The following is a 21,424-nucleotide window of genomic DNA, read 5'->3' on the forward strand; positions in this document are numbered from 1 at the left end:
AACTTCGATTGAATGGAGCTTTCCATGTCCGCCCTCAAACTGACCCAGATCGGCAACTCGGTCGGAATCATCCTGCCCAAGGAAGTGCTGGCGAGCATGAATGTCGGCAAGGGTGACACGATTTACCTGACGCAAGCCGCAGGCGGAGGGTTCACCCTGACTCCGTATGACGAGGAGTTCGAGCGCCAGATGGAAGCAGCCCGCCGCATCATGAAGAAGCGGCGCAACGTGCTGCGCGAGCTCGCCAAGTGAGCGCCGCGAACGACGCCTGGGTCTGGCTCAGCCTTCAATTGATTCATGCTGTCCACGAAGAACAGCTGGCCGAGCATGGAGGTCCCGCCGGAGTACGCGACGAGGGACTGCTCGTTTCCGCCATGGGACGACCGCAAAACCGGGCGCTGTACGAATCGCCCGACGCGGCGGCACTGGCTGCGAGCTACGCCTTCGGGATTGCCCGCAACCATCCATTCACCGACGGCAACAAGAGAACGGCTTTCGTCGCCATGGAAGTTTTTCTGGACCTCAATGGTTTCGAGCTTCGCGCGATCGACCACGACTGCGTGCTGACCACACTCAAGCTCGCCGCAGGCCAGCTCGACGAAGAGGCGCTCGCGGAGTGGGGCCGCGCTCATCTCGCTCCTCGAAGCAGCTGACATTCAGAACAGGAAATACCGCTGCGTCAGCGGCAGCTGCACCGCCGGATCGCAGGTCAGCAGATGCCCGTCGGCGCGCACCGCATAGGTCTGCGCATCGATCTCCATCTTCGGCGCGTAGCCGTTGTGGACCAGGTCCTTCTTGCGCACGTTGCGGATGTTCTTCACGGCGCTGAGGTGCTTTGCCAGGCCGTAGCGTTCCTTGATGCCCGAAGCCAGTCCTGCCTGCGAGACGAAGGTCAGCGAACTCCTGGCCAGCGAGCCGCCGTAGCTGCCGAACATCGGCCGGTAGTGCACCGGCTGCGGCGTGGGAATCGACGCGTTGGGGTCGCCCATGGCGGCCATGGCGATGGTGCCGCCCTTGATGAGGGTGAAGGGCTTCACGCCGAAGAAGGCGGGCTTCCAGATCACGATGTCGGCCCACTTGCCGACTTCGATCGAGCCCACTTCGTGCGCAATGCCGTGCGAGATGGCGGGGTTGATCGTGTACTTGGCCACGTAGCGCTTCGCGCGGAAGTTGTCGTTGCGCTCGTTGTCTTCGGGAAGCTTGCCGCGCTGCAGCTTCATCTTGTGCGCCGTCTGCCAGCAGCGCAGCACCACTTCGCCGACGCGGCCCATGGCCTGGCTGTCGGAGCTGAACATGCTGATCGCGCCCAGGTCGTGCAGCACGTCCTCGGCGGCGATGGTTTCCTTTCGGATGCGCGACTCGGCGAAGGCCAGGTCTTCGGCAATGCCGGCGTCCAGGTGGTGGCACACCATGAGCATGTCGACGTGCTCGTCGAGCGTGTTCACGGTGTAGGGCATGGTGGGGTTGGTGGAGGAGGGAAGGAAGTTCTCCTCGCCCACCACGCGCAGGATGTCGGGCGCATGTCCGCCGCCCGCACCTTCGGTGTGGAAGGCGCAGATCGCGCGGCCGCCCACGGCCGCGATGGTGTTCTCGACGAAGCCCGATTCGTTGAGCGTGTCGCTGTGGATCGCCACCTGCGTGTCGGTGGCGTCGGCCACGTCCAGGCAGTTGCTGATGGCCGAAGGCGTGGTGCCCCAGTCTTCATGCAGCTTGAGCCCGATCACGCCGGCTTCGATCTGCTCGTGCAGCGCATCGGGAAGGCTCGCATTGCCCTTGCCGAGGAAGCCCAGGTTCATCGGGAACGCATCGGCCGCCTGCAGCATGCGTTCGATGTGCCAGGGGCCGGGGGTGGCGGTGGTTGCGAAGGTGCCGGTGGCGGGGCCGGTGCCGCCGCCCAGCATGGTGGTGATGCCGGAGGCGAGCGCCTCCTCGATCTGCTGCGGGCAGATGAAGTGGATGTGGCTGTCGATGCCGCCGGCCGTGACGATGTTGCCCTCGCAGCTGATGATCTCGGTGCCCGGGCCGATGACGATGTCCACGCCGGGCTGCACGTCGGGATTGCCGGCCTTGCCGATGGCGGCGATGCGCCCGTCCTTCAGGCCGATGTCGGCCTTCACGATGCCCCAGTGGTCGAGGATCAGCGCGTTGGTCAGCACCGTGTCGACGGCGCCTTGCGCCCTGGTGCGCTGCGACTGCGCCATGCCGTCGCGGATGGTCTTGCCGCCGCCGAACTTCACTTCTTCGCCGTAGCCGCCGGCGCGCAGCGTGTAGTCGGCCTCGACCTCAATCAGCAGGTCGGTGTCGGCGAGCCGCACGCGGTCGCCCACGGTGGGGCCGAAGATTTCTGCATAGGCGCGTCGCCCGATGGTGGCCATTTTTTTAAAGCTTCCCTTGAACGAGGCCGCGAAAGCCGTAGACGATGCGATCGCCCGAAAAGTCGACGAGCTCGACGGTGCGCTGCTGGCCGGGCTCGAAGCGCACTGCGGCGCCCGAGGCGATGTTCAGCCGCATGCCGCGCGCGGCCTCGCGGTCGAAGCCGAGCGCGCCGTTGGTCTCGGCGAAGTGGTAGTGCGAGCCGACCTGGATCGGCCGGTCGGCGGTGTTCTGCACCACCAGCGTGAGGGTGCGGCGGCCCGGGTTGAGCGTGTGCTCGCCCGCGTCGTCGGTGATGAGTTCGCCGGGAATCATGGTGGCGGGGCCTTTCAGACGATGGCCTGCGAAAGCAGCGCGGCTCCGAGCGCCACCACGCCCGCGCCCGCCGCGCGCGGCAGCCAGGCATTGGCATGGCGCAGCGACCAGCCGAGCGCGATGCCCGCCAGGTGCAGCAGCACCGTGGCGCCGACCATGCCGGCCAGCGTCAATGCGGCGCCCTGTTCGCCCGCGAGCTCGTGGCCGTGCGCCACGCCGTGGAAGACGGCGAACACGCCGACCAGCGCCGCGGCCGCTGCGGCCGGCAGGTGGATGCGCGTGGCCACCAGCAGGCCCAGCACCAGCAGCGAGGCCGCGATCATCGGCTCGACTGCCGGCAGCTGCACGCCCGCCAGCCCCATCAGCGCACCCACGAGCAGCATGCCCGCGAAGGCCAGCGGCGCCCACAGCAGGTCGGGCCAGGCGCGGCGCGCGGCCAGCGCGCTCCAGAGGCCGACCGCGACCATGGCAGCGAGGTGGTCGGCGCCGGTCAGCGGGTGCAGGAAGCCGGTGGCGAAGCCGTGGTGCATGCCGCCGTCGGCGCCCGTGTGGGCGCTGGCTGCGAGCGGCAGCAGCATGGCAATGAGGGCAAGCGTCTTGGAAGCGTTGTGGCGCATGGCGGGCTTTCTTGTTCTGGAGTGAGAGTCAGACGATGGGTTGGTGGACGGTGACCAGCTTGGTGCCGTCGGGAAAGGTGGCCTCCACCTGGATGTCCGGGATCATCTCGGCGATGCCATCCATCACGTCGGCACGGGTGAGTACGGTGCGGCCCTCGCTCATCAGTGCCGCGACGCTCTTTCCGTCGCGCGCGCCTTCCATCACGGCGGCGGAGATCAGCGCGACGGCCTCGGGGTAGTTGAGCTTCAGCCCCCGCGCCTTGCGGCGTTCGGCCAGCAGTGCTGCAGTGAAGATCAGCAGCTTGTCTTTTTCGCGCGGGGTCAGTTCCATGGGAGGCGGCTTCGGGTGGCGTGGAGGTCGGCCATTATTGGGCAGGCTTCGTCTTTGCAACAGTCGTGCCGGTGTTCGCCAAAAGACGTATGGATGGCACGAAAGATGCACCGAAACGGTGTGAACCCCGACGCCGCCACCCCCAGCCCCGACGACGCGCCCCAGCGCATCGTCAAGGTGCGGCGCGACTACAACAGCTGGGTGGCGAGCGAGACGCTCGAGGACTACGCGCTGCGCTACACGCCGCAGCGCTTTCGCAAGTGGTCCGAATGGCGCGTGGCCAACACGGCCTTCGGCGCGGCGTCGTTCCTGATACTGGAGGCGGTCGGCGCCACGCTGCTGGTGCAGTACGGCTTTGCCAACGCGTTCTGGGCCATCGTGGCGACGGGGCTCATCATCTTCCTGGCGGGCCTGCCGATCAGCGTGTATGCCGCGCGCTACGGCGTCGACATGGACCTGCTCACGCGCGGTGCGGGCTTCGGCTACATCGGCTCCACGCTCACCTCGCTGATCTACGCTTCGTTCACCTTCATCTTCTTCGCGCTCGAGGCGGCGGTGATGGCCTATGCGCTCGAGCTCGCGCTCGGCGTGCCGCCGGTCTGGGGCTACCTGGTGTGCGCGCTGGTGGTGATTCCGCTGGTCACCCACGGCGTATCGGCCATCAGCCGGCTGCAGCTGTGGACCCAGCCGCTGTGGCTGGTGATGCTGGTGGTGCCTTTTGTCTTTGTACTGGTGCGCGATCCTGGTGCGTTCGCGGGCATCGTGCACTACAACGGTGTGAAGACGGGCGCCAAGGGCTTCGACCTGCACCTGTTTGGCGCGGCGTTGACCGTCGGCATCGCCTTGATCACCCAGATGGGGGAGCAGGCCGACTACCTGCGCTTCATGCCCGCGCGCACCGCCGCGGGCGCCCGGCGCTGGTGGGCCGGCGTGCTGGCCGGCGGGCCGGGGTGGGTGGTGCTGGGCGTGTTCAAGATGCTGGGTGGCGCGCTGCTGGCCTACCTGGCGATCACGCACATGGTGCCGGTCGAGCGCGCGGTCGATCCCAACCAGATGTACCTCGCGGCCTACGAGTACGTGTTTCCGAACTACGGCTGGGCCGTGGCCGCGACCGCGCTGTTCGTGGTGATCTCGCAGCTCAAGATCAACGTGACCAACGCCTATGCGGGCTCGCTGGCCTGGAGCAATTTCTTCTCGCGCGTGGCGCACAGCCATCCGGGGCGCGTGGTGTGGGTGGTGTTCAACGCGCTCATCGCGTTCATGCTGATGGAGATGAACGTGTTCGAGGCGCTGGGCGACGTGCTCGGCCTGTTCGCCAACATCGCCATCGCCTGGATGATGGCGGTGGTGGCCGACCTCGTCATCAACAAGCCGCTGGGCCTGTCGCCGCCGGGCATCGAGTTCAAGCGGGCGCACCTGTGGGACATCAATCCGGTGGGTGTCGGCGCGATGGCGCTGGCCTCGGTGCTGTCGATCACCGCGCACCTGGGCGTGTTCGGGCCGCTCGCGCAGGCCTTCTCGGCGCTCATCGCGCTGGGAACGGCGCTGGTGGTTTCGCCGCTGCTGGCCTGGGCCACGGGCGGCAAGTACTACCTGGCGCGGGGCTCGGCCGGCCATGGCGCGGTCGCCTTCGCACCGGCCGCGGGCCCGCGCGCGGTGCGCTGGGCACGGGTCGAGCACGCCGTGGACGAGGGCGGCGCGGAAGGCAGCTACCAGCGCCTCAAGGTGCAGCACTGCGTGATCTGCGAACGCGAGTACGAAGGCCCCGACATGGCCCACTGCCCGGCCTACCAGGGCGCGATCTGCTCGCTGTGCTGCACGCTGGACGCGCGCTGCGGCGACCTGTGCAAGCCGCATGCAAGCCTTTCGGCCCAATGGTCATCGGTGCTGCGCTGGCTGCTGCCGCGCTTCAGCTGGCGCTACCTTGACACCGGGCTGGGGCACTTCCTGTTGCTGATGCTGATCATCGTGCCGGTGCTGGCGGTGGTGTTCGGCGTGCTCTACCAGCAGGAGCTGCGCGCATTGGGCGAGAGCGCGCTGCAGCTGGCCTCGCAGTCGCAGTCCGAGGTGGCCGAGGCGCTGGCCGCCGTTCAGCAGTCGGCGTTGCGCTCGGGGTTTCTCAAGGCGTACATGGCGCTGCTGGTGATTGCGGGCGTGGTGGCCTGGTGGCTGGTGCTGGCGCACCAGAGCCGGAGGGTCGCGCAGGAGGAATCGAACCGCCAGACCCATCTGCTGATGCGCGAGATCGAGCTGCACCGCGCCACCGACCGCGCATTGCAGTCGGCCAAGCAGACGGCGGAGGAAGCGCGCGAAGTCGCCGAGCAGGCCAAGCTCGCGGCCGAGCAGGCGCGCCGCGCTGCCGACCAGGCCAACCAGGCCAAGAGCCGCTACATCAGCGCCATCAGCCACGAGCTGCGCACGCCGCTCAACAGCATCCTGGGCTACGCGCAGCTGATGGGCGAGGATCAGTCCGTGCCGCCGCATCGCCAGCAGGCCGTGGCGGTGATCAAGCGCGGCGGCGAGCATCTGCTGTCGCTCATCGAGGGCACGCTGGCCATTGCCCACATCGAGGCCGGCAAGCTCACGCTGCATGCCAGGCCCATGCGCTTTGCCGACACCCTGCGCGAGCTGGCCGACATGTTCGAGCTGCAGGCGGCCGAGAAGGGCCTGCGGTTCCGCTTCGAGACCACCGGCAGCCTGCCCGAGGTGGTGCGCGCCGACGAGAAGCGGGTGTGCCAGATCCTCATCAACCTGCTGGGCAATGCCATCAAGTTCACGGCCGCGGGCGAGGTGACGCTGCGGCTGTCGTACGCGCGCGAATTCGCCTCGGTCGAGATCGAGGACACCGGCCCCGGCATGACGGCCGAGGACATCGAGCGCATCTTCGAGCCCTTCACGCGCGGCGATGCGGCCGCGGCTGCGACGCCCGGCGCGGGGCTGGGCCTCACCATCGCCAAGATGCTGACCGACCTGATGGGCGGCGAGATGAAGGTGCGCAGCACGCCCGGGGAAGGGTCGCTCTTCTGCGTGCGGCTCTTCCTGCCGCGCGTGCACGAGGCGGCCGGCGCCACGGGCCGGCCGGCGCCGGTGCAGCCTGCGCGGCGCGGCTACGAAGGCCCGCGCCGGCGGTTGCTGGTGGTCGACAACGAGGAGGCCGACCGCGAGCTGCTCGGCCACGTACTGGCGCCGCTCGGCTTCGAGCTGCGCAGCGCCGCCAGCGGCCACGACGCGCTCGACCTCGTCGCGGCCGGCTACCGGCCCGACGCGATGTTCGTCGACCTCGCGATGCCGGGCATCGATGGCTGGGAGACGATCCGCCGCGCGCGCAGGCTCGGCCTGGCCGATGCCAGCGTGGCCATCGTCTCGGCCAATGCCTTCGACAAGGGCCTGGAGAACGACGTGGGCATTGCGCCCGAAGATTTCTTCGTCAAGCCGGTGCGCCACACGGAACTGCTCGACTGGCTCGAACGCCGGCTCGGCCTGCGGTGGACCGACACCGCCGCGAAGCCGGCGCCCGCCGCCGCGGCGCGTGCCATGCAGGCGCCGTCGCTTTCGAGGCTGCGCGCACTCGACGAAGCGGTCAGTCTGGGCTACTTTCGCGGCATCATGAACCAGCTCGACGAGATCGACGCCGAACAGCCCGAATGCCTGGCCTGGACCGAGGCGCAGCGCGTGCTCGCGCGCCAGTTCCAGTTCGAGGCCATGAGCCGGGCGCTGGCTGCCGCAGCCAGCGCGGCCTGAAGAACAAGTCCCATGGAAACCACACCGCTTGCCAGAACGCTGCGCGAACAGGGCGCCAACAGCGACCTGGTGCTGATCGTCGACGACGTGCCCGACAACCTTGCGGTGCTGCACGATGCGCTCGACGAGTCGGGCTACACCGTGCTCATTGCCACCAATGGCGAACAGGCGCTGCAGCGCGCCGCGCAGGCGCGCCCCGACATCGTGCTGCTCGACGCGATGATGCCGGGCATCGACGGCTTCGAGGTGGCGCGGCGGCTCAAGGCCAATGCCGCGACGGCGCACATCCCGATCGTCTTCATGACCGGCCTCACCGAAACCGAGCACCTGGTGGCCGCGCTCGAGGCCGGCGGCGTCGACTACGTCACCAAGCCGATCAAGCCCAAGGAAGTGCTGGCCCGCATGAACGTGCACCTTCAGGGCGCCCGCCGCGCGCGTCAGGACGCGCGCCAGGCCGGCCAGGCGCGCAATGCGCTCGACGCCTTCGGCTACGCGAGCATCACGGTGCGGCTGCCCGAAGGCCGGCTGATCTGGCAGACGGCGCTCGCGCGCGAGCTGCTGCAGCGCTACTGCGACACCCGCGCGCCCGAGACGCCGCCCGTGGTGCTCGAATGGCTGCGGCGCCATGCGCCCGAGGCCAGGCAGCAGGGCATCGAGCCGCCGGCGCTTTCGATCGTGCGGCCGAGCGTGGGAGCCACGCCGAGCGCCGCCGGGCCGTCCCAAGGCGCGAGCCTCAGCCTGCGCCTGCATCGGCAGACCGGCCAGGACGACGACGGCGACGAGTGGATGATCGTCATGCGCGAGGTTTCCGACACCGCCGTGATCGAGGCCATGAGCTTGAGCCTGAAGCTCACGGCGCGCGAGGCCGAGGTGCTCTACTGGGTGGTCAAGGGCAAGACCAACAAGGACATCGGCGAGATCCTGGGCAGCAGCCCCGCCACCGCCAAGAAGCACCTGGAGCGGGTGTACGTGAAGCTCGGCGTCGAGACCCGCACGGCCGCTGCGGGGGTGGCCATCAAGCGCATCCGCGAGCTGCAGCCGCAGTTCGAAATCTGAGAGCCTGCCTGCGCGGGCGCCGCGCCGCCGCGGTGACTTTTGCCCTCCCTAGAATGCCGGGACTTCGGGGTGCCGGGCGATGAAAAAGAACAGACGCAAAACAACAACGACTCGACGGCCGCTACCCGCCTGGCTGCCGGTGGCGGCCTGCCTTCTGGCAAGCGCGGCGGGTGCGCGGGCGGCAGGCCATTTCGACGTCGACGATGCCGGCACGCTCGATGCGGGCCAGTGCCAGTACGAAGCCTGGTGGGGCCGCACCGGCACCGAGCCGGTGAACGGGCAGCACATCGGCCCGTCCTGCCGCGTCGGGCCCGTCGAGCTCGGGCTCAACGCCGACCGGCTGTCGGCGCAGGGCGCGCACTCGGTCACCGCGGGTCCGCAGCTCAAGTGGAATTTCTACGGACCCGCTGCCGATGCGCCGCTCCGCGCGGCGCTGTCGCTTGGCGCCGTGTTCGACCTCAGGCGTGGCGGCCGTGCCGGCGGGCAGCTGGTGCTGCCGGTCACATGGCGCCCGGCGGACAGCCTGCAGGTCCATGCCAATCTCGGTGCCGACTGGGCCACCGGCACGGGCGCCCGCACGCCGCGCGGCGGGCTGGCAGCGGAGTGGGCGCTCGATGACAAGGTCTCGCTGATTGCGGAGCGCAGCCGCGCATCGGGTGTGTGGACTTCGCGCGTCGGCGGGCGCTTCAGCCTCACGCCGCTGGTCAGCGTGGATGTGAGCACCTCCAGGACGGGGCCCCGTGGCGTGCGCGGCTTCGTCGTGGGGCTGAACCACGAATTCGGGTGGAAGTAGCTGGTGGCAAGCGCCGGCCCCCTGGCTTCCGTCAGCGCCCGGACTGCACCTTGATCCGGATGGTATTCACGTCCCACCCCTTGCTGCGCAGCCGGCTGACCAGCATCGGCGACAGCTGGCGCAGCTTGGCGGCCGCCGCGCTGCCGTTGACCAGCAGGCACCACACATCGCCTTCGGCTGGGCCGGCCTGCACGGCGGGGCGCATGGCCGGCGGGATCAGCCCCTCGACCGCCCGCAGCCGCTCGCCGGCATCGCGCGCACGAGCGATCAGGCTCGCCAGGGTGGGCGAACCTTCGGCGGCCTGCTGCAGCGTGAAGGGGGGGACGGAGCGGCGATTCATGGGTAATCCGGAAGGTGGAACAAGGGCAGCTAAAATGCCCGGTTTGCCGACGCTTGCGCCGGCAGATCCGGTCTGGAGCCGCTTGCCTTCTTCGGAGCTTGCATTCGAAGAAGTTGCGCCCAACTGCTTTCACCATATCTTAGGGAATCCGGTCGCAGTGCCTGCCTGGTCAGGTGCCCGTCCATCTCCACGCCAATGGCAACCAACTTCCTGACCCAGATTTTCGGCAGTCGCAACGACCGGCTCCTCAAGCAGTATCGCAAGACGGTGGAGCGCATCAATGCGCTCGAACCCGAATTCGAGAAGCTCAGCGACGATGGGCTGCGCGCCAAGACCCAGGAGTTCAAGGACCGCATCGCCAAGGGCGAAACCCTCGACGCCCTGCTGCCCGAAGCATTCGCCACCGTGCGCGAAGGCTCCAAGCGCGTCATGAAGATGCGCCACTTCGACGTGCAGCTGCTCGGCGGCATGGCCCTGCACAACGGCAAGATCGCGGAAATGCGCACCGGCGAGGGCAAGACCCTCACCGCCACGCTGCCGGTGTACCTGAACGCGCTGTCGGGCAAGGGCGTGCACGTGGTCACGGTGAACGACTACCTGGCCAACCGCGACGCCCAGTGGATGGGCCGCCTGTACAACTTCCTGGGCCTCACGGTGGGCATCAACCTGCCGCAGATGCCGCGCGAGGAAAAGCAGCAGGCCTACGGCAGCGACATCACGTACGGCACCAACAACGAGTACGGCTTCGACTACCTGCGCGACAACATGGTGTACGAGCCCGGCGACCGGGTGCAGCGCGTGCTGAACTACGCCATCGTCGACGAGGTGGACTCCATCCTGATCGACGAGGCCCGCACGCCGCTGATCATCAGCGGCCAGGCCGAAGACCACACCGACCTCTACCTGGCCATCAACAAGGTGGTGCCGCTCTTGACCAAGCAGGAAGGCGAAGCCGATCCGCGCACGGGCGAAGGCGTCACGGTGCCGGGCGATTTCACGGTCGACGAGAAGACCCACCAGGTGTTCCTGACCGAAGACGGCCACGAGAAGGCCGAGCAGCTGCTGGGCGAATTCAAGCTGCTGCCCGAAGGCGCGTCGCTCTACGACCCGGCCAACATCACGCTGATGCACCACCTGAACGCCGCGCTGCGTGCACGGCACCTGTACCACCGCGACCAGCACTACGTGGTGCAGCAGGGCGAAGTGGTCATCGTCGACGAATTCACCGGCCGCCTGATGACGGGCCGCCGCTGGAGCGACGGCCTGCACCAGGCCGTGGAAGCCAAGGAAGGCGTGCAGATCCAGGCCGAGAACCAGACGCTGGCCTCCATCACCTTCCAGAACTACTTCCGCCTGTACGGCAAGCTGGCCGGCATGACCGGCACGGCCGACACCGAGGCCTACGAGTTCCAGGAAATCTACGGCCTCGAGACGGTCATCATTCCGCCGAACCGCATCAGCAAGCGCGACGACCAGCTCGACCGCGTCTACAAGACCACGCGCGAAAAATACGAGGCGGCCATCCAGGACATCCGCGAATGCTACGAGCGCGGCCAGCCGGTGCTGGTGGGCACCTCGTCGATCGAGAACTCCGAAATCATCGACGGCCTGCTCACGCAGGCGGGCCTGCCGCACCAGGTGCTCAACGCCAAGCAGCATGCGCGCGAAGCCGACATCGTGGCGCAGGCCGGCCGCACGAAGATGATCACCATCGCGACCAACATGGCCGGCCGCGGTACCGACATCGTGCTGGGCGGCAACATCGAGAAGATGATCGAGGCCATCGAGAACGACGAAGGCCGCGACGAAGCCACCAAAGAGGCCGACATCGCACACGTGCGCGCCGAATGGACCAAGGACCACGAATTCGTCAAGTCGCTGGGCGGCCTGCGCATCATCGCGACCGAGCGCCATGAGTCGCGCCGCATCGACAACCAGCTGCGCGGGCGTTCGGGCCGCCAGGGCGACCCGGGCTCCTCGCGCTTCTACCTGAGCCTGGACGATCCGCTGATGCGCATCTTCGCGGGCGACCGCGTCAAGGCGATCATGGACCGCCTCAAGATGCCCGACGGCGAAGCCATCGAAGCGGGCATCGTCACGCGCAGCATCGAGAGCGCGCAGCGCAAGGTCGAGGCCCGCAACTTCGACATCCGCAAGCAACTGCTCGAGTACGACGACGTGTCGAACGACCAGCGCAAGGTGATCTACCAGCAGCGCAACGACATCCTCGACGCGGGAGACCTCACGGCGCAGATCGAGGCGCTGCGCGAGGGCTGCTTCACCGATCTCGTGCGGCAGTACGTGCCGGCCGAATCGGTCGAGGAGCAGTGGGACCTCGACGGCCTCGAGAAGACGCTCTTCAACGAATGGGGCATCGACATGCCCCTGAAGAAGGACATCGAGGCGGCCGAGGCCGTGGGCGACGACGACGTCGTCGAGAAGGTGGTCAAGGCCGCCAACGACAGCTTCGATGCCAAGGTGGCGCTGATCGGCCAGGAAAACTTCACCCAGTTCGAACGCATGGTGCTGCTGCAGAGCATCGACACGCACTGGCGCGAGCACCTGGCCTCGCTCGACTACCTGCGCCAGGGCATCCACCTGCGCGGCTATGCGCAGAAGCAGCCCAAGCAGGAATACAAGCGCGAGGCCTTCGAGCTCTTCGGCCAGCTGCTCGACTCGGTCAAGAACGAAGTCACGCGCCAGCTCATGACGGTGCGCGTGCAGTCGAGCGAGCAGCTCGAACAGGCGGCGGATGCGCTCGAGAGCCGCGGCGAGAACGTCTCGAACATCACCTACAGCGCGCCGACCGAAACCGGCGAGGTCGAGGTGCGCCTGGACGAGGAAAACCAGCGCCGCATCGCGGCCGCGGGGCTGGGACTGGGCGCGCTCGGCGCCGAGGCCGCGGCCTTCGCGCGCGTCGGCCGCAACGACCCCTGCCCCTGCGGCAGCGGCAAGAAATTCAAGCACTGCCACGGCAAGCTCAGCTGACCCAGAAACTCCCGAGAAGAGAAACCGCCATGCCCGTGAACCTGTCCGCCCCTGATCCTGCCGCCTTGTTCGCGGTGCCCGGCGTCCGCATCGGCGTGGCCGAAGCGGGTGTGCGCAAGGCCAACCGCAAGGACCTGACCGTCGTGCTGATCGACGAAGGCTCCGCGGTCGGCGGGGTGTTCACCCAGAACCGTTTCTGCGCGGCGCCGGTGCAGGTCTGCCGCGACCACCTGGCGGCCGGTTACGGCATCCGCGCGATGGTCATCAACACCGGCAACGCCAACGCCGGCACGGGCGAAGACGGCCTGATGCGCACGCGCTCCACCTGCATCGCGCTCGCGCGCCAGCTGGAGATCGCGCCCGAGCAGATCCTGCCGTTCTCCACCGGCGTGATCATGGAGCCGCTGCCCGTGGACCGCATCGAAGCCGGCCTGCCCGCCGCGCTGGCCGACGCGGCGCAGAACCACTGGGCGCGCGCCGCCGAAGGCATCATGACCACCGACACCATCCCCAAGGCGTTCAGCCAGCGGGTCCAGGTCGGCGGCGCCACCGTCACCATCACCGGCATCAGCAAGGGCGCCGGCATGATCCGCCCGAACATGGCGACCATGCTGGGCTTCATGGCGACCGACGCGAAGATCGATCCCTCGCTGATCCAGCCGCTGGCCAGGCGGCTGGCCGACGCCTCGTTCAATCGCGTGACCATCGACGGCGACACCTCGACCAACGATTCCTTCGTGGTCATCGCCACCCAGAAGGCCGCGCACGCCGCCATCACCTCGCTCGATTCGCCCGAAGGCAAGGCCCTGGTCGACGCCATGCAGAACGTCGCGCGCCTGCTCGCGCAGGCGATCGTGCGCGACGGCGAGGGCGCCACCAAGTTCATCACCATCCAGGTCGAGGGCGGCCGCAATGCCGCGGAGTGCAAGCAGGTGGCCTATGCCGTGGCGCATTCGCCGCTGGTCAAGACGGCCTTCTATGCGAGCGACCCGAACCTCGGCCGCATCCTCGCGGCCGTCGGCTACGCAGGCATTGAGGACCTCGACCAGACCGGCATCGACCTGTTCCTCGACGACGTGCACGTGGCCGTCAAGGGCGGGCGCAACCCGTCGTACCGCGAGGAGGACGGCCAGCGCGTGATGAAGCAGAGCGAGATCACGGTGCGCATCGGCCTGGGCCGCGGCAATGCCAGCGAAACCGTGTGGACCTGCGACTTCAGCCACGAATACGTCACCATCAACGCCGACTACAGGTCATGAACGAGCAGTTCCAGAAGCTGATCGAGCGCGCCGAACAGCTGATCGGCCGCATCGAGTCGATCCTGCCGCAGCCGCTGGCGGCCCCCGCCGACTGGAATGCGTCGATCGCCTGGCGCTACCGCCGCCGCAGCTCGGGCCATGGCGTGCTCGAGCCGGTCAAGCACGTGGCCGCCATGTCGCTCGACAGCCTGAAGGAAATCGACGTCCAGAAGGAAAAGATCGAGCGCAACACGCGCCAGTTCGTCGAAGGCAAGCCGGCCAACAACGTGCTGCTGACCGGTGCGCGCGGCACGGGCAAGTCGTCGCTGATCCGCGCCTGCCTGCAGGCCTATGCGCCGCAGGGGCTGCGGCTGATCGAGGTCGACAAGGCCGAACTCACCGACCTGCCCGACATCGTCGAGGTGGTGTCGCAGCGGCCCGAGAAGTTCATCGTGTTCAGCGACGACCTGAGCTTCGACGAGGGCGAGCCGGGCTACAAGGCGCTCAAGTCCATTCTCGACGGCTCGATCGCCGCGGCCACGCCCAATGTGCTGATCTACGCGACCAGCAACCGGCGCCACCTGCTGCCCGAGTACATGAAGGACAACCTCAGCTACACCCACACCGAGGACGGCGAGGTCCATCCCGGCGAGGTGATCGAGGAAAAGATCTCGCTGTCCGAGCGCTTCGGCCTGTGGGTCAGCTTCTATCCGTTCAGCCAGAACGAATACCTGGCCATCGTCGCGCAATGGCTGTCGTCGTTCGGCGTCGACAAGGCTGCCATCGAGGCGGCGCGGCCCGAGGCGCTGGTCTGGGCGCTCGAGCGCGGTTCGCGCAGCGGCCGCGTGGCCTACCAGTTCGCGCGCGACTACGCCGGGCGGGCGACCGCATGAGCGGGCAGGAAGGCCGCAAGCACACCGAGGTGGCCGTCGGCGTGCTGATCCGGCCGGCCGACGATGCGCTGCTGCTGTCCACCCGCCCAGAAGGCAAGGCCTATGCGGGCTTCTGGGAGTTTCCGGGCGGCAAGATCGAAGCCGGCGAAACGGTGGAGCAGGCGCTGCGCCGCGAGCTCGAGGAAGAACTCGGCATCACCATCGCGGGCGCCGAGGTCTGGAAGATCACCGAGCACGACTATCCGCATGCGCTGGTGCGGCTGCACTGGTGCAAGGTCAGGGCCTGGAGCGGCGAGTTCGAAATGCGCGAAGGCCAGGCCATGCGCTGGCAGCAGCTGCCGCTGGACGTGGCGCCGGTGCTGCCGGGCGCCCTGCCGGTGCTCGAATGGCTGACCCAGGAGCGCGGCCTGCCGGCCTCGGCGGCGCTGGCGGTCTCGACGCTGGCCTGATGGACGGGGCCGCGCGGGCGGGCGGGCGCGCGCAGCCGGCGCCGCGGGCCTGAAGCACCACATGATGCACCCCAAGTACCGCCCCGACATCGACGGCCTGCGCGCCGTGGCGGTGGCCTCGGTGCTGGCCTTCCATGCGTTTCCCGATGCGCTGCCGGGAGGCTTCATCGGGGTCGACATCTTCTTCGTGATCTCGGGCTTCCTGATCACGACCATCATCATGCAAAGCCACGCGGCCGGCGACTTCAGCTACCGCGACTTCTACGCGCGGCGCATCCGGCGGATCTTTCCGGCGCTCACGCTGGTGCTGCTGGCCACGCTCGCCTTCGGCTGGTATGCACTGCTGCCCAGGGAGTTCACCGAACTCGGCAAGCAGGCGGCCGGCGGTGCGGCCTTCATTGCCAACTTCGTCTTCTGGGGCGAGGCCGGGTACTTCGACACGGCCGCAGACACCAAGCCGCTGCTGCACCTGTGGTCCCTGGGGATCGAGGAGCAGTTCTACATCTTCTGGCCCATGCTGCTCGCGCTGGCCTGGCGCCGGCGCTGGCCGGTCCTTCGGCTGCTGTGGGTGCTCGCGGCGGTGTCGTTCCTCGTCAACGTGCTGACGATCCACCCCTATCGCACGGCGGCCTTCTACTCGCCCGCTTCGCGTTTCTGGGAGCTGATGGTGGGCGGCATCCTGGCCTGCATGCGCCTGCAGTCCGCGAACAAGGCGCCGGCACCGGCCTGGCGCAGCCACCTGCAGTCCTGCCTGGGCGTGGGGCTGATCGTGCTGGGGCTCGTGATGACCCGCAGCGACAAGGCGTTTCCGGGCTGGTGGGCGCTGCTGCCCACGCTGGGCGCCGCGAGCTGCATCGCGGCCGGGCCTGCGGGCGTGCTCAACAGGCACGTGCTCGCGAGCCGCCCGATGGTGTGGATCGGGCTCATCAGCTATCCGCTCTATCTGTGGCACTGGCCCTTGCTGGTGTATGCGCGCATTGTGGAAGAGGGCGAGCCGGCGGCGTGGATCCGCGCATGCCTGGTGCTGGCGAGCGTGGCGCTGGCCTGGTTCACCTATCGCTTCGTCGAGCGCTTCACCCGGGCGCGAACCCAGGTCGGCATGCTGCGTTCGCTGGTGGCCGGCAGCATGGCGATTGCGGTCGCCGGCCTGCTGGCGCTGGGCGGCATGCCGCCGCGCAACGGCAGCGACCTGCTGCGCAAGGTGACCGACGCCACCGCGGACGACAACTACTACGCCGGCTTCGAGCAGCAGAAGATCGGCGCCTATCCGGTCAAGCGCGTGGGCAGCGGGCCGCGCACGGTCCTGCTGATCGGCGACAGCCACATCCTGCAGTACGCACCCCGCGCCCTGGCGCTCGCAGGCAGCGCGCCCGGGCGCATGGCGACGACGTACTTCTCGACCTATGGCGCCTGCCCGCCAGTGCCCGGCATGGTCGCCGAAGGCAATCCGGGCTGCGAAAAAGCGCGCGGCGAGATGCTGGCGCTGGCGCTCGATCCGCGGATCGACACGGTGGTGGTCGGGGCCTGCTGGAACTGCTATTTCACGGGCAATTTCCCGCTGCCCTTCTACTTTCGCGAAGGTGATGCGGCCTATCTCGTGAACAACGGCGGCGAAGGCCTCGGCCGTTCGCTGGCCTCGCTCGAGCAACTGCTGGCCGGACTGGTGCGGCAAAAGAAGAAGGTCTACCTGCTGCTGGACAACGCCAGCGGCCCCGAGTTCGAGCCGCGGCGCCTCATCGAAGGCAGCCGCATGGGCCACATGGTGGCGCTGCACAGCACGCCCACGGCGCCCCTGCCGCCGGACCAGGCGCGGCTCAACGAGCAGCTGAAGGCGCTGGCGCGGGCGAGCGGCGCGGAGCCCATCGATGTGATGGCCAGGCTTTGCACCGGCGGGCAGTGCCTGCGGGCAACGCCCGACGACGCACCGGTCTACAAGGACCGGGAGCATCTGCGCCCGGCCTACGTGCGCCAATACGCGGACTATCTGGACGGCGTGCTGCTCGCGCCGCAGCCGTAGCGCGCCTACTGGACTTTCTTCGGATCGCCGAAAGGCTCGTCGTCGGCCGGCGTTTCAGCCGGCATCCGGAACTCCTCGCTGGCCCAGGCACCGAAATCGATGCCCTTGCAGCGTGCGCTGCAGAACGGGCGAAAAGGATTGTGTTCGGCGTAGACACTGTCGCCGCCACACGAGGGGCAGCGGACGATCCGCTCGCCGATCTTGTTCACGTCGCTCATGGGATGGATAACCTTCGTGCTTGCCCTGCGGTGCGCGCCCTGGAGACGAGCCGGCGGCTCAGGCACAGAGCGTGAGTTCGAATGCGACGTCGTCGCTGCTCGGGTGCAGGCGATCGTCGGCTTCGTGCCGCATCATCCGCACCGACACCATGAGCCGGTTGCCGCTGATTTCGGGGATCAGCCCCAGCTGCGGATCGATGCGCAGGCGCAGCAACTGGAAGCTGCGCCCCTGCGGCAGGTTCTGCTGGAACTGCCCGCCGGCGGCGATGACCTTGTAGGGCACATCGGCATCGCGCAGCAGCTTGAGCAGCAGGTAGATGGATTCGGCCAGCGGCGAGAGCGTGGCCGACCAGCGTTCGAGGTCGGCGCGGCGGCTTGCCGCGCTGCGGTGCTGCCATGCGTAGTAGGCGGGCAGGTCGAATTCGCAGGTGCCGCCCGGGATGCCCGCGCGGCTGCGAATGCTCATGAGCCATTCGTTCTCGGTCAGCGACTGGCCGGCCTTGCCGGCAACGGCATTGAGGGTGGCGAAATTGCGTTCGAGCTGGCCGACCACCTGGTCGAGCACGGCCTCGGCAATGGCCGGATTGCCGCGGTAGCTGTTGAAGACGTTCTTGTGCTTGTCCAGGTCGCGCATCACGTCGGCCTTGAGGTCGGCGCGCGCGGCGACGTCCATGATCTCGAAGATCGTGACCAGCGCGTAGTGGTGCGAGAGCGCGGACTCCGAGGGCACCAGTTCGCCGAGGCGGCGAAACAGGTGCTCCAGCCGCAGGTAGGTGCGGATGCGCTCGTTGAAGGGGTACTCGTAGAGGATCACGCGGTTCTGTAGCTTTCCTGTCGAGCCATCATAGCTTCAGGGCGATTTCGAGGGAGGTGTCGGCACCACCTCGCGCACGGCCGCGAGCATGCGTTCTCCCAGCGCGAGCTGGCCATGCATGGACATGTGGGTGTCGTTCGAAAAATAGAAGTCGTGGATCTGCGTGTGCTTCTCGCGCGTGAACGCGTAGAGATCCGGTCCTGGCAGCCCGGACGTGCGGAACCCGGCTTCGAAATCCTTCGAGTAGTCGGGCTTCAGGTACACGGTGGTCTTGTTGGGAATCACCATCCACATGATAGGAAGCTTGCTGTGCGCCTTTGTGAAATTCTTCATCCATTCCAGATGCGCAAGGGTCAGCGGCCCATTGTCGTCATCTTCAGCGAAAAAGGGCATCTTGTCGCACAAGCGGTGGGAGAAGAGCTTGCAACCATCGGGCACCGGGCGCACCCAGGTATTCCAGTCGAAGTGGATGTCTGTTGCAGACTTTTTCGCTTTCCAGGTGTTGTAGTAGGTCGTGATGCCGGTCAGGAACTGCACGTTCCAGTTGGGCGCGGGGCTCGGCACGGTCTCGTCGGGCGTGATCAGCGGATGGTCCATGGCGTCGTAGGGCCGGATCATCTTCTGGCACTTCATGCTGTCCTTGGTGCGGTCGCCGAGCAGGCGTTCCACGCTCTCGATGATGATCAGCTTGCCCTTGAAGCCCGTGCGCTCGATCCATTGGTCGAAGTCGCCGCACAGCGCGTTCTCGTACTGCCCCCAGTAGGTGGTCGTGACGCGGTAGCCGGCCTTGGCAAGCACCGACTGCCAGCGGAAGGTCATGGAGAAGCTGTCGCCGATCACCATGATGTCGGCCTGGTCGACGGGCGTGCCCTTCAGGTAGGCGGGGTCCACCTTGGGCGGCGGTGCGGTCCAGCCGAATTCGCGCTCGGACAGGCGGCCGATCCGCGTGAGGTCGCCGTAAGGCACGGGGCTGGTGAGCGAAACGATCCACAGCGCCATCAGGACGATGTAGCCGATCAGGAAGAACCGCAGCCAGACTTTCGCGGGCGTCGTCATGTCGAATCAGAATTGGAAGTAGAGGAACGGGCTGTAGTTGCCCAGCTTCGAGACGCACCAGGCAAAGAGCGCGAAGGTGCCGATCGCCAGCACGGCCGAGGAGCACCAGGCCATGACGCGTTGGCCGGCCACCGCCTTCGGGTGGGGAATCCAGCGCTCGAGCGTGATCGTCGGCGGCAATGCCAGGCAGATGACGATGCCCACGAGCATCGTCTGGAAGAACTCGGGCTTGCGGAACGGAACCGGCCCCAGTTCGCTGAACGCGGAAGGCGGGGCGCCGTGCAGGCCGAGCATGCCCTTGTAGATGGCCATGGCCGTGTGGACGCCGTCGGCGCGGAACACGATCCAGGCCAGCACCACGCACAGGAAGGTCAGGAACCAGCCCAGCACGTGCGCGACCGGGCCTGCCGGAATGTTGCGCCGCACCTTGGCGTTCCAGAGGTGGTTGATCATCAGGAACACGCCGTGCAGCGCGCCCCAGATCACGAAGGTCCAGGCGGCGCCGTGCCAGAGGCCGCCCAGCAGCATCGTGAGGAACAGGTTCAGGTAGCGCCGGGCCGGGCCCTTGCGGTTGCCGCCCAGCGGCACGTAGAGATAGTCGCGCAGGAAGTTCGACAGCGAGATGTGCCAGCGCCGCCAGAACTCGATGATGTTGGTCGACTTGTAGGGCGAGCGGAAATTGAGCGGAAGCTGCACGCCCAGGCACAGCGACAGGCCGACCGCCATGTCCGAATAGCCCGAGAAGTCGAAATAGATCTGCAGCGTGTAGGCGAGTGCGCCGAACCACGAGGTGTAGAGCGTGGGCTCGATGCCCTTGTGCACGCCGTTGAACATCATGTCGGCGTACTGGCCCATCGGGTCGGCGATCAGCAGCTTCTTTGCCAGCCCGAAGGTGAAGATCGCAATGCCGAGCGCCACCTTGTTGGGATCGGGCCGGTAGGTGGCCGCATTGGCGAACTGCGGCATCATCTGCGCGTGGTGCAGCACCGGGCCCGCGATCAGGTGCGGAAAGTAGGTGACGAACAGCACGTAGTGGATGAAGCTGCGCTCATGCACCTTGCCCTGCCAGCAGTCGACCAGGAAGGCGATCTGCGTGAAGGTATAGAACGAGATGCCGATCGGCAGCACGATGTGCAGCATCGGGATCTGCGACAGGCCCGCCGCGGCCAGTCCGTCGTTCACGTTCGAGACGAAGAAGTTGGCGTACTTGAAGACCGCGAGCACGCCCAGGTTGACCACCAGCGCCACCACCAGCAGCGACTTGCGCTTGCGGTCGTCCCGGCCCGGCGCGGGCGACAGGCGCAGCCCGAACCAGTAGTTGATGCAGATCGACGCCACCAGCAGCGGGAGCGCCTTGACGCTCCACCAGCCGTAGAAGAACAGCGAGGCCAGGGCGAGAAAGCCTGCGGCGGACCGGGCGTTGCGCTTGCCGATCAGGAAGAACCCGATCAATACCAGCGGGAAGTAGACAAAAATGAAGGGATACGAATTGAAAAGCATCGCAGGAGGTGAGGGCACTCCGGCGAGCGCCTTTTTTGTCTTGGTCGTTATGCGGCCGCTCTGGCGGCCAGTCTCGGATTATCGCGTGCCGGGCGGAACCCACCGCTTCCAGAGACTCCGGACCTGCGCACCGAGTTCCTCCAGCGAGAGCGACTCGTTGAAAATGACCGCGTCCGCGGCCGCCCTGCGCAGCCTGCGCGGCGCCTGCTGCGCGATCACTGCCCGCACGGCTTCGGGCGTCCAGCCGGAGCGTGCCACGACGCGCCGCAGTTGCGTCTCCTCGGTGGCATCGACCACCAGCACCCGGTCGACCAGGGCCCGCCAGCGGCCGGATTCGACCAGGAGCGGCACGTCGAAGACCACCACCGCGTCCGGGCCGGCGTCCGAGGCCATGCGTTCGGTCTCGGCACCGATCAGGGGATGCAGGATCGATTCGAGGCGCTTTTTGGCGCTGCTGTCGGCGAACACGAGCTGCCGCATCGCCGCACGATCGAGTCCGCCGTCCGCCGCGATAACGCCGCGGCCGAACGCGGCCTCGAGGGCCGGCATCGCGATGCCCGCGGGCTGCGCGATGCGTCGTGCGATGGCGTCGGTGTCGACCAGCACGGCGCCTTCGGCGACCAGCAGGGCGGCAACGGTGCTCTTGCCGCTCCCGATGCCGCCCGTCAGGCCGATGCGCCGCATC

At 67.6% G+C, this 21,424-nt stretch carries 20 protein-coding genes; 10 read left to right on the plus strand and 10 right to left on the minus strand.

The annotated features are described in order from the left end of the window. Positions 1-24: 24 nt before the first annotated feature. Both EJO66_RS24905 and EJO66_RS24910 read left to right on the plus strand, forming a co-directional pair. A complete protein-coding gene (locus EJO66_RS24905) occupies positions 25-252 on the plus strand; it encodes an AbrB/MazE/SpoVT family DNA-binding domain-containing protein (protein ID WP_125966411.1) in 228 nt (75 codons plus the stop codon). Next, a complete protein-coding gene (locus EJO66_RS24910) occupies positions 249-653 on the plus strand; it encodes a type II toxin-antitoxin system death-on-curing family toxin (RefSeq protein WP_125966412.1) in 405 nt (134 codons plus the stop codon). The genes EJO66_RS24905 and EJO66_RS24910 overlap by 4 nt, the downstream gene beginning before the upstream one ends. Positions 654-656: 3 nt before the next feature. Here the strand turns inward: EJO66_RS24910 and ureC are convergent, their stop codons facing one another. From ureC to EJO66_RS24930, 4 genes are read right to left on the minus strand one after another with little or no spacing between them, the layout of a single operon-like run. After that, positions 657-2,375, minus strand: a complete 1,719-nt coding sequence (ureC, locus tag EJO66_RS24915; protein WP_125966413.1) for an urease subunit alpha — start codon at positions 2,373-2,375, stop codon at positions 657-659. 4 nt (positions 2,376-2,379) lie between these two features. Then, a complete protein-coding gene (locus EJO66_RS24920) occupies positions 2,380-2,688 on the minus strand; it encodes an urease subunit beta (RefSeq protein WP_124960734.1) in 309 nt (102 codons plus the stop codon). 14 nt (positions 2,689-2,702) lie between these two features. Further along, a complete protein-coding gene (locus EJO66_RS24925) occupies positions 2,703-3,305 on the minus strand; it encodes a HupE/UreJ family protein (protein ID WP_124960735.1) in 603 nt (200 codons plus the stop codon). 28 nt (positions 3,306-3,333) lie between these two features. Then, a complete protein-coding gene (locus tag EJO66_RS24930; protein WP_015867014.1) occupies positions 3,334-3,636 on the minus strand; it encodes an urease subunit gamma in 303 nt (100 codons plus the stop codon). A 105-nt stretch (positions 3,637-3,741) separates the two neighbouring features. Between EJO66_RS24930 and EJO66_RS24935 the strand changes: the two genes are divergently transcribed. The 3 genes from EJO66_RS24935 (at position 3,742) to EJO66_RS24945 (ending at position 9,226) form a co-directional block, all read left to right on the plus strand. Further along, positions 3,742-7,377, plus strand: coding sequence for a hybrid sensor histidine kinase/response regulator (locus EJO66_RS24935; RefSeq protein ID WP_125966414.1), 3,636 nt, complete (start codon positions 3,742-3,744; stop codon positions 7,375-7,377). Between the two features lie 12 nt (positions 7,378-7,389). Next, a complete protein-coding gene (locus EJO66_RS24940) occupies positions 7,390-8,433 on the plus strand; it encodes a response regulator transcription factor (protein WP_125966415.1) in 1,044 nt (347 codons plus the stop codon). Positions 8,434-8,572: 139 nt separating this feature from the next. Next, a complete protein-coding gene (locus tag EJO66_RS24945; protein ID WP_164547894.1) occupies positions 8,573-9,226 on the plus strand; it encodes a hypothetical protein in 654 nt (217 codons plus the stop codon). A gap of 31 nt (positions 9,227-9,257) precedes the next feature. Here EJO66_RS24945 and EJO66_RS24950 read toward each other — a convergent pair whose 3' ends face one another. Continuing rightward, positions 9,258-9,566, minus strand: coding sequence for a hypothetical protein (locus EJO66_RS24950; protein WP_124960738.1), 309 nt, complete (start codon positions 9,564-9,566; stop codon positions 9,258-9,260). Positions 9,567-9,761: 195 nt separating this feature from the next. Between EJO66_RS24950 and secA the strand changes: the two genes are divergently transcribed. The 5 genes from secA to EJO66_RS24975 all read left to right on the plus strand — a co-directional run bounded on the left by secA (position 9,762) and on the right by EJO66_RS24975 (position 17,151). Then, the gene (gene secA / locus EJO66_RS24955) at positions 9,762-12,554 is read left to right on the plus strand and encodes a preprotein translocase subunit SecA (protein WP_125966416.1); all 2,793 of its coding nucleotides are present in this window, start codon (positions 9,762-9,764) and stop codon (positions 12,552-12,554) included. Between the two features lie 29 nt (positions 12,555-12,583). Continuing rightward, the gene (gene argJ / locus EJO66_RS24960; RefSeq protein WP_125966417.1) at positions 12,584-13,813 is read left to right on the plus strand and encodes a bifunctional glutamate N-acetyltransferase/amino-acid acetyltransferase ArgJ; all 1,230 of its coding nucleotides are present in this window, start codon (positions 12,584-12,586) and stop codon (positions 13,811-13,813) included. Beyond that, positions 13,810-14,685 (plus strand): ATP-binding protein, encoded by an 876-nt coding sequence (locus EJO66_RS24965; RefSeq protein ID WP_124960741.1) that lies wholly within the window; start codon positions 13,810-13,812, stop codon positions 14,683-14,685. The genes argJ and EJO66_RS24965 overlap by 4 nt, the downstream gene beginning before the upstream one ends. Then, positions 14,682-15,134 carry a (deoxy)nucleoside triphosphate pyrophosphohydrolase gene (locus EJO66_RS24970; RefSeq protein ID WP_124960742.1) on the plus strand — a complete coding sequence of 151 codons (453 nt, stop codon included), beginning with the start codon at positions 14,682-14,684 and terminating at the stop codon, positions 15,132-15,134. Before EJO66_RS24965 ends, EJO66_RS24970 begins: the two co-directional genes overlap by 4 nt. A 61-nt stretch (positions 15,135-15,195) precedes the next feature. Next, the gene (locus EJO66_RS24975; protein WP_124960743.1) at positions 15,196-17,151 is read left to right on the plus strand and encodes an acyltransferase family protein; all 1,956 of its coding nucleotides are present in this window, start codon (positions 15,196-15,198) and stop codon (positions 17,149-17,151) included. Between the two features lie 5 nt (positions 17,152-17,156). Here the strand turns inward: EJO66_RS24975 and EJO66_RS24980 are convergent, their stop codons facing one another. The 5 genes from EJO66_RS24980 to coaE all read right to left on the minus strand — a co-directional run bounded on the left by EJO66_RS24980 (position 17,157) and on the right by coaE (position 21,423). Then, complete coding sequence (locus tag EJO66_RS24980) at positions 17,157-17,369, minus strand: DNA gyrase inhibitor YacG (RefSeq protein WP_125966418.1); 213 nt, start codon at positions 17,367-17,369, stop codon at positions 17,157-17,159. A 58-nt stretch (positions 17,370-17,427) separates the two neighbouring features. Beyond that, positions 17,428-18,183 (minus strand): cell division protein ZapD, encoded by a 756-nt coding sequence (zapD, locus tag EJO66_RS24985; protein WP_124960745.1) that lies wholly within the window; start codon positions 18,181-18,183, stop codon positions 17,428-17,430. A gap of 36 nt (positions 18,184-18,219) precedes the next feature. Next, positions 18,220-19,239, minus strand: coding sequence for an alginate O-acetyltransferase AlgX-related protein (locus EJO66_RS24990; protein WP_125966419.1), 1,020 nt, complete (start codon positions 19,237-19,239; stop codon positions 18,220-18,222). Positions 19,240-19,245: 6 nt separating this feature from the next. Continuing rightward, complete coding sequence (locus EJO66_RS24995) at positions 19,246-20,739, minus strand: MBOAT family O-acyltransferase (protein ID WP_125966420.1); 1,494 nt, start codon at positions 20,737-20,739, stop codon at positions 19,246-19,248. A gap of 78 nt (positions 20,740-20,817) precedes the next feature. Further along, positions 20,818-21,423 (minus strand): dephospho-CoA kinase, encoded by a 606-nt coding sequence (coaE, locus tag EJO66_RS25000; RefSeq protein WP_125966421.1) that lies wholly within the window; start codon positions 21,421-21,423, stop codon positions 20,818-20,820. Position 21,424 lies beyond the last annotated feature (1 nt).

Source organism: Variovorax beijingensis, assembly GCF_003951285.1.
Classification (GTDB): domain Bacteria; phylum Pseudomonadota; class Gammaproteobacteria; order Burkholderiales; family Burkholderiaceae_C; genus Variovorax; species Variovorax beijingensis.

Bases quoted from the DNA above. Each gene is read 5' to 3' on its own strand.
- EJO66_RS24965 (WP_124960741.1), top strand. From the start codon at position 13,810: ATGAACGAGCAGTTCCAGAAGCTGATCGAGCGCGCCGAACAGCTGATC.
- argJ (WP_125966417.1), top strand. From the start codon at position 12,584: ATGCCCGTGAACCTGTCCGCCCCTGATCCTGCCGCCTTGTTCGCGGTG.
- EJO66_RS24980 (WP_125966418.1), bottom strand. From the start codon at position 17,369: ATGAGCGACGTGAACAAGATCGGCGAGCGGATCGTCCGCTGCCCCTCG.
- coaE (WP_125966421.1), bottom strand. From the start codon at position 21,423: ATGCGGCGCATCGGCCTGACGGGCGGCATCGGGAGCGGCAAGAGCACC.
- EJO66_RS24930 (WP_015867014.1), bottom strand. From the start codon at position 3,636: ATGGAACTGACCCCGCGCGAAAAAGACAAGCTGCTGATCTTCACTGCA.
- EJO66_RS24975 (WP_124960743.1), top strand. From the start codon at position 15,196: ATGATGCACCCCAAGTACCGCCCCGACATCGACGGCCTGCGCGCCGTG.
- EJO66_RS24920 (WP_124960734.1), bottom strand. From the start codon at position 2,688: ATGATTCCCGGCGAACTCATCACCGACGACGCGGGCGAGCACACGCTC.
- ureC (WP_125966413.1), bottom strand. From the start codon at position 2,375: ATGGCCACCATCGGGCGACGCGCCTATGCAGAAATCTTCGGCCCCACC.
- EJO66_RS24925 (WP_124960735.1), bottom strand. From the start codon at position 3,305: ATGCGCCACAACGCTTCCAAGACGCTTGCCCTCATTGCCATGCTGCTG.
- EJO66_RS24940 (WP_125966415.1), top strand. From the start codon at position 7,390: ATGGAAACCACACCGCTTGCCAGAACGCTGCGCGAACAGGGCGCCAAC.
- EJO66_RS24990 (WP_125966419.1), bottom strand. From the start codon at position 19,239: ATGACGACGCCCGCGAAAGTCTGGCTGCGGTTCTTCCTGATCGGCTAC.
- EJO66_RS24970 (WP_124960742.1), top strand. From the start codon at position 14,682: ATGAGCGGGCAGGAAGGCCGCAAGCACACCGAGGTGGCCGTCGGCGTG.
- EJO66_RS24905 (WP_125966411.1), top strand. From the start codon at position 25: ATGTCCGCCCTCAAACTGACCCAGATCGGCAACTCGGTCGGAATCATC.
- EJO66_RS24995 (WP_125966420.1), bottom strand. From the start codon at position 20,739: ATGCTTTTCAATTCGTATCCCTTCATTTTTGTCTACTTCCCGCTGGTA.
- EJO66_RS24950 (WP_124960738.1), bottom strand. From the start codon at position 9,566: ATGAATCGCCGCTCCGTCCCCCCCTTCACGCTGCAGCAGGCCGCCGAA.
- secA (WP_125966416.1), top strand. From the start codon at position 9,762: ATGGCAACCAACTTCCTGACCCAGATTTTCGGCAGTCGCAACGACCGG.
- EJO66_RS24935 (WP_125966414.1), top strand. From the start codon at position 3,742: ATGCACCGAAACGGTGTGAACCCCGACGCCGCCACCCCCAGCCCCGAC.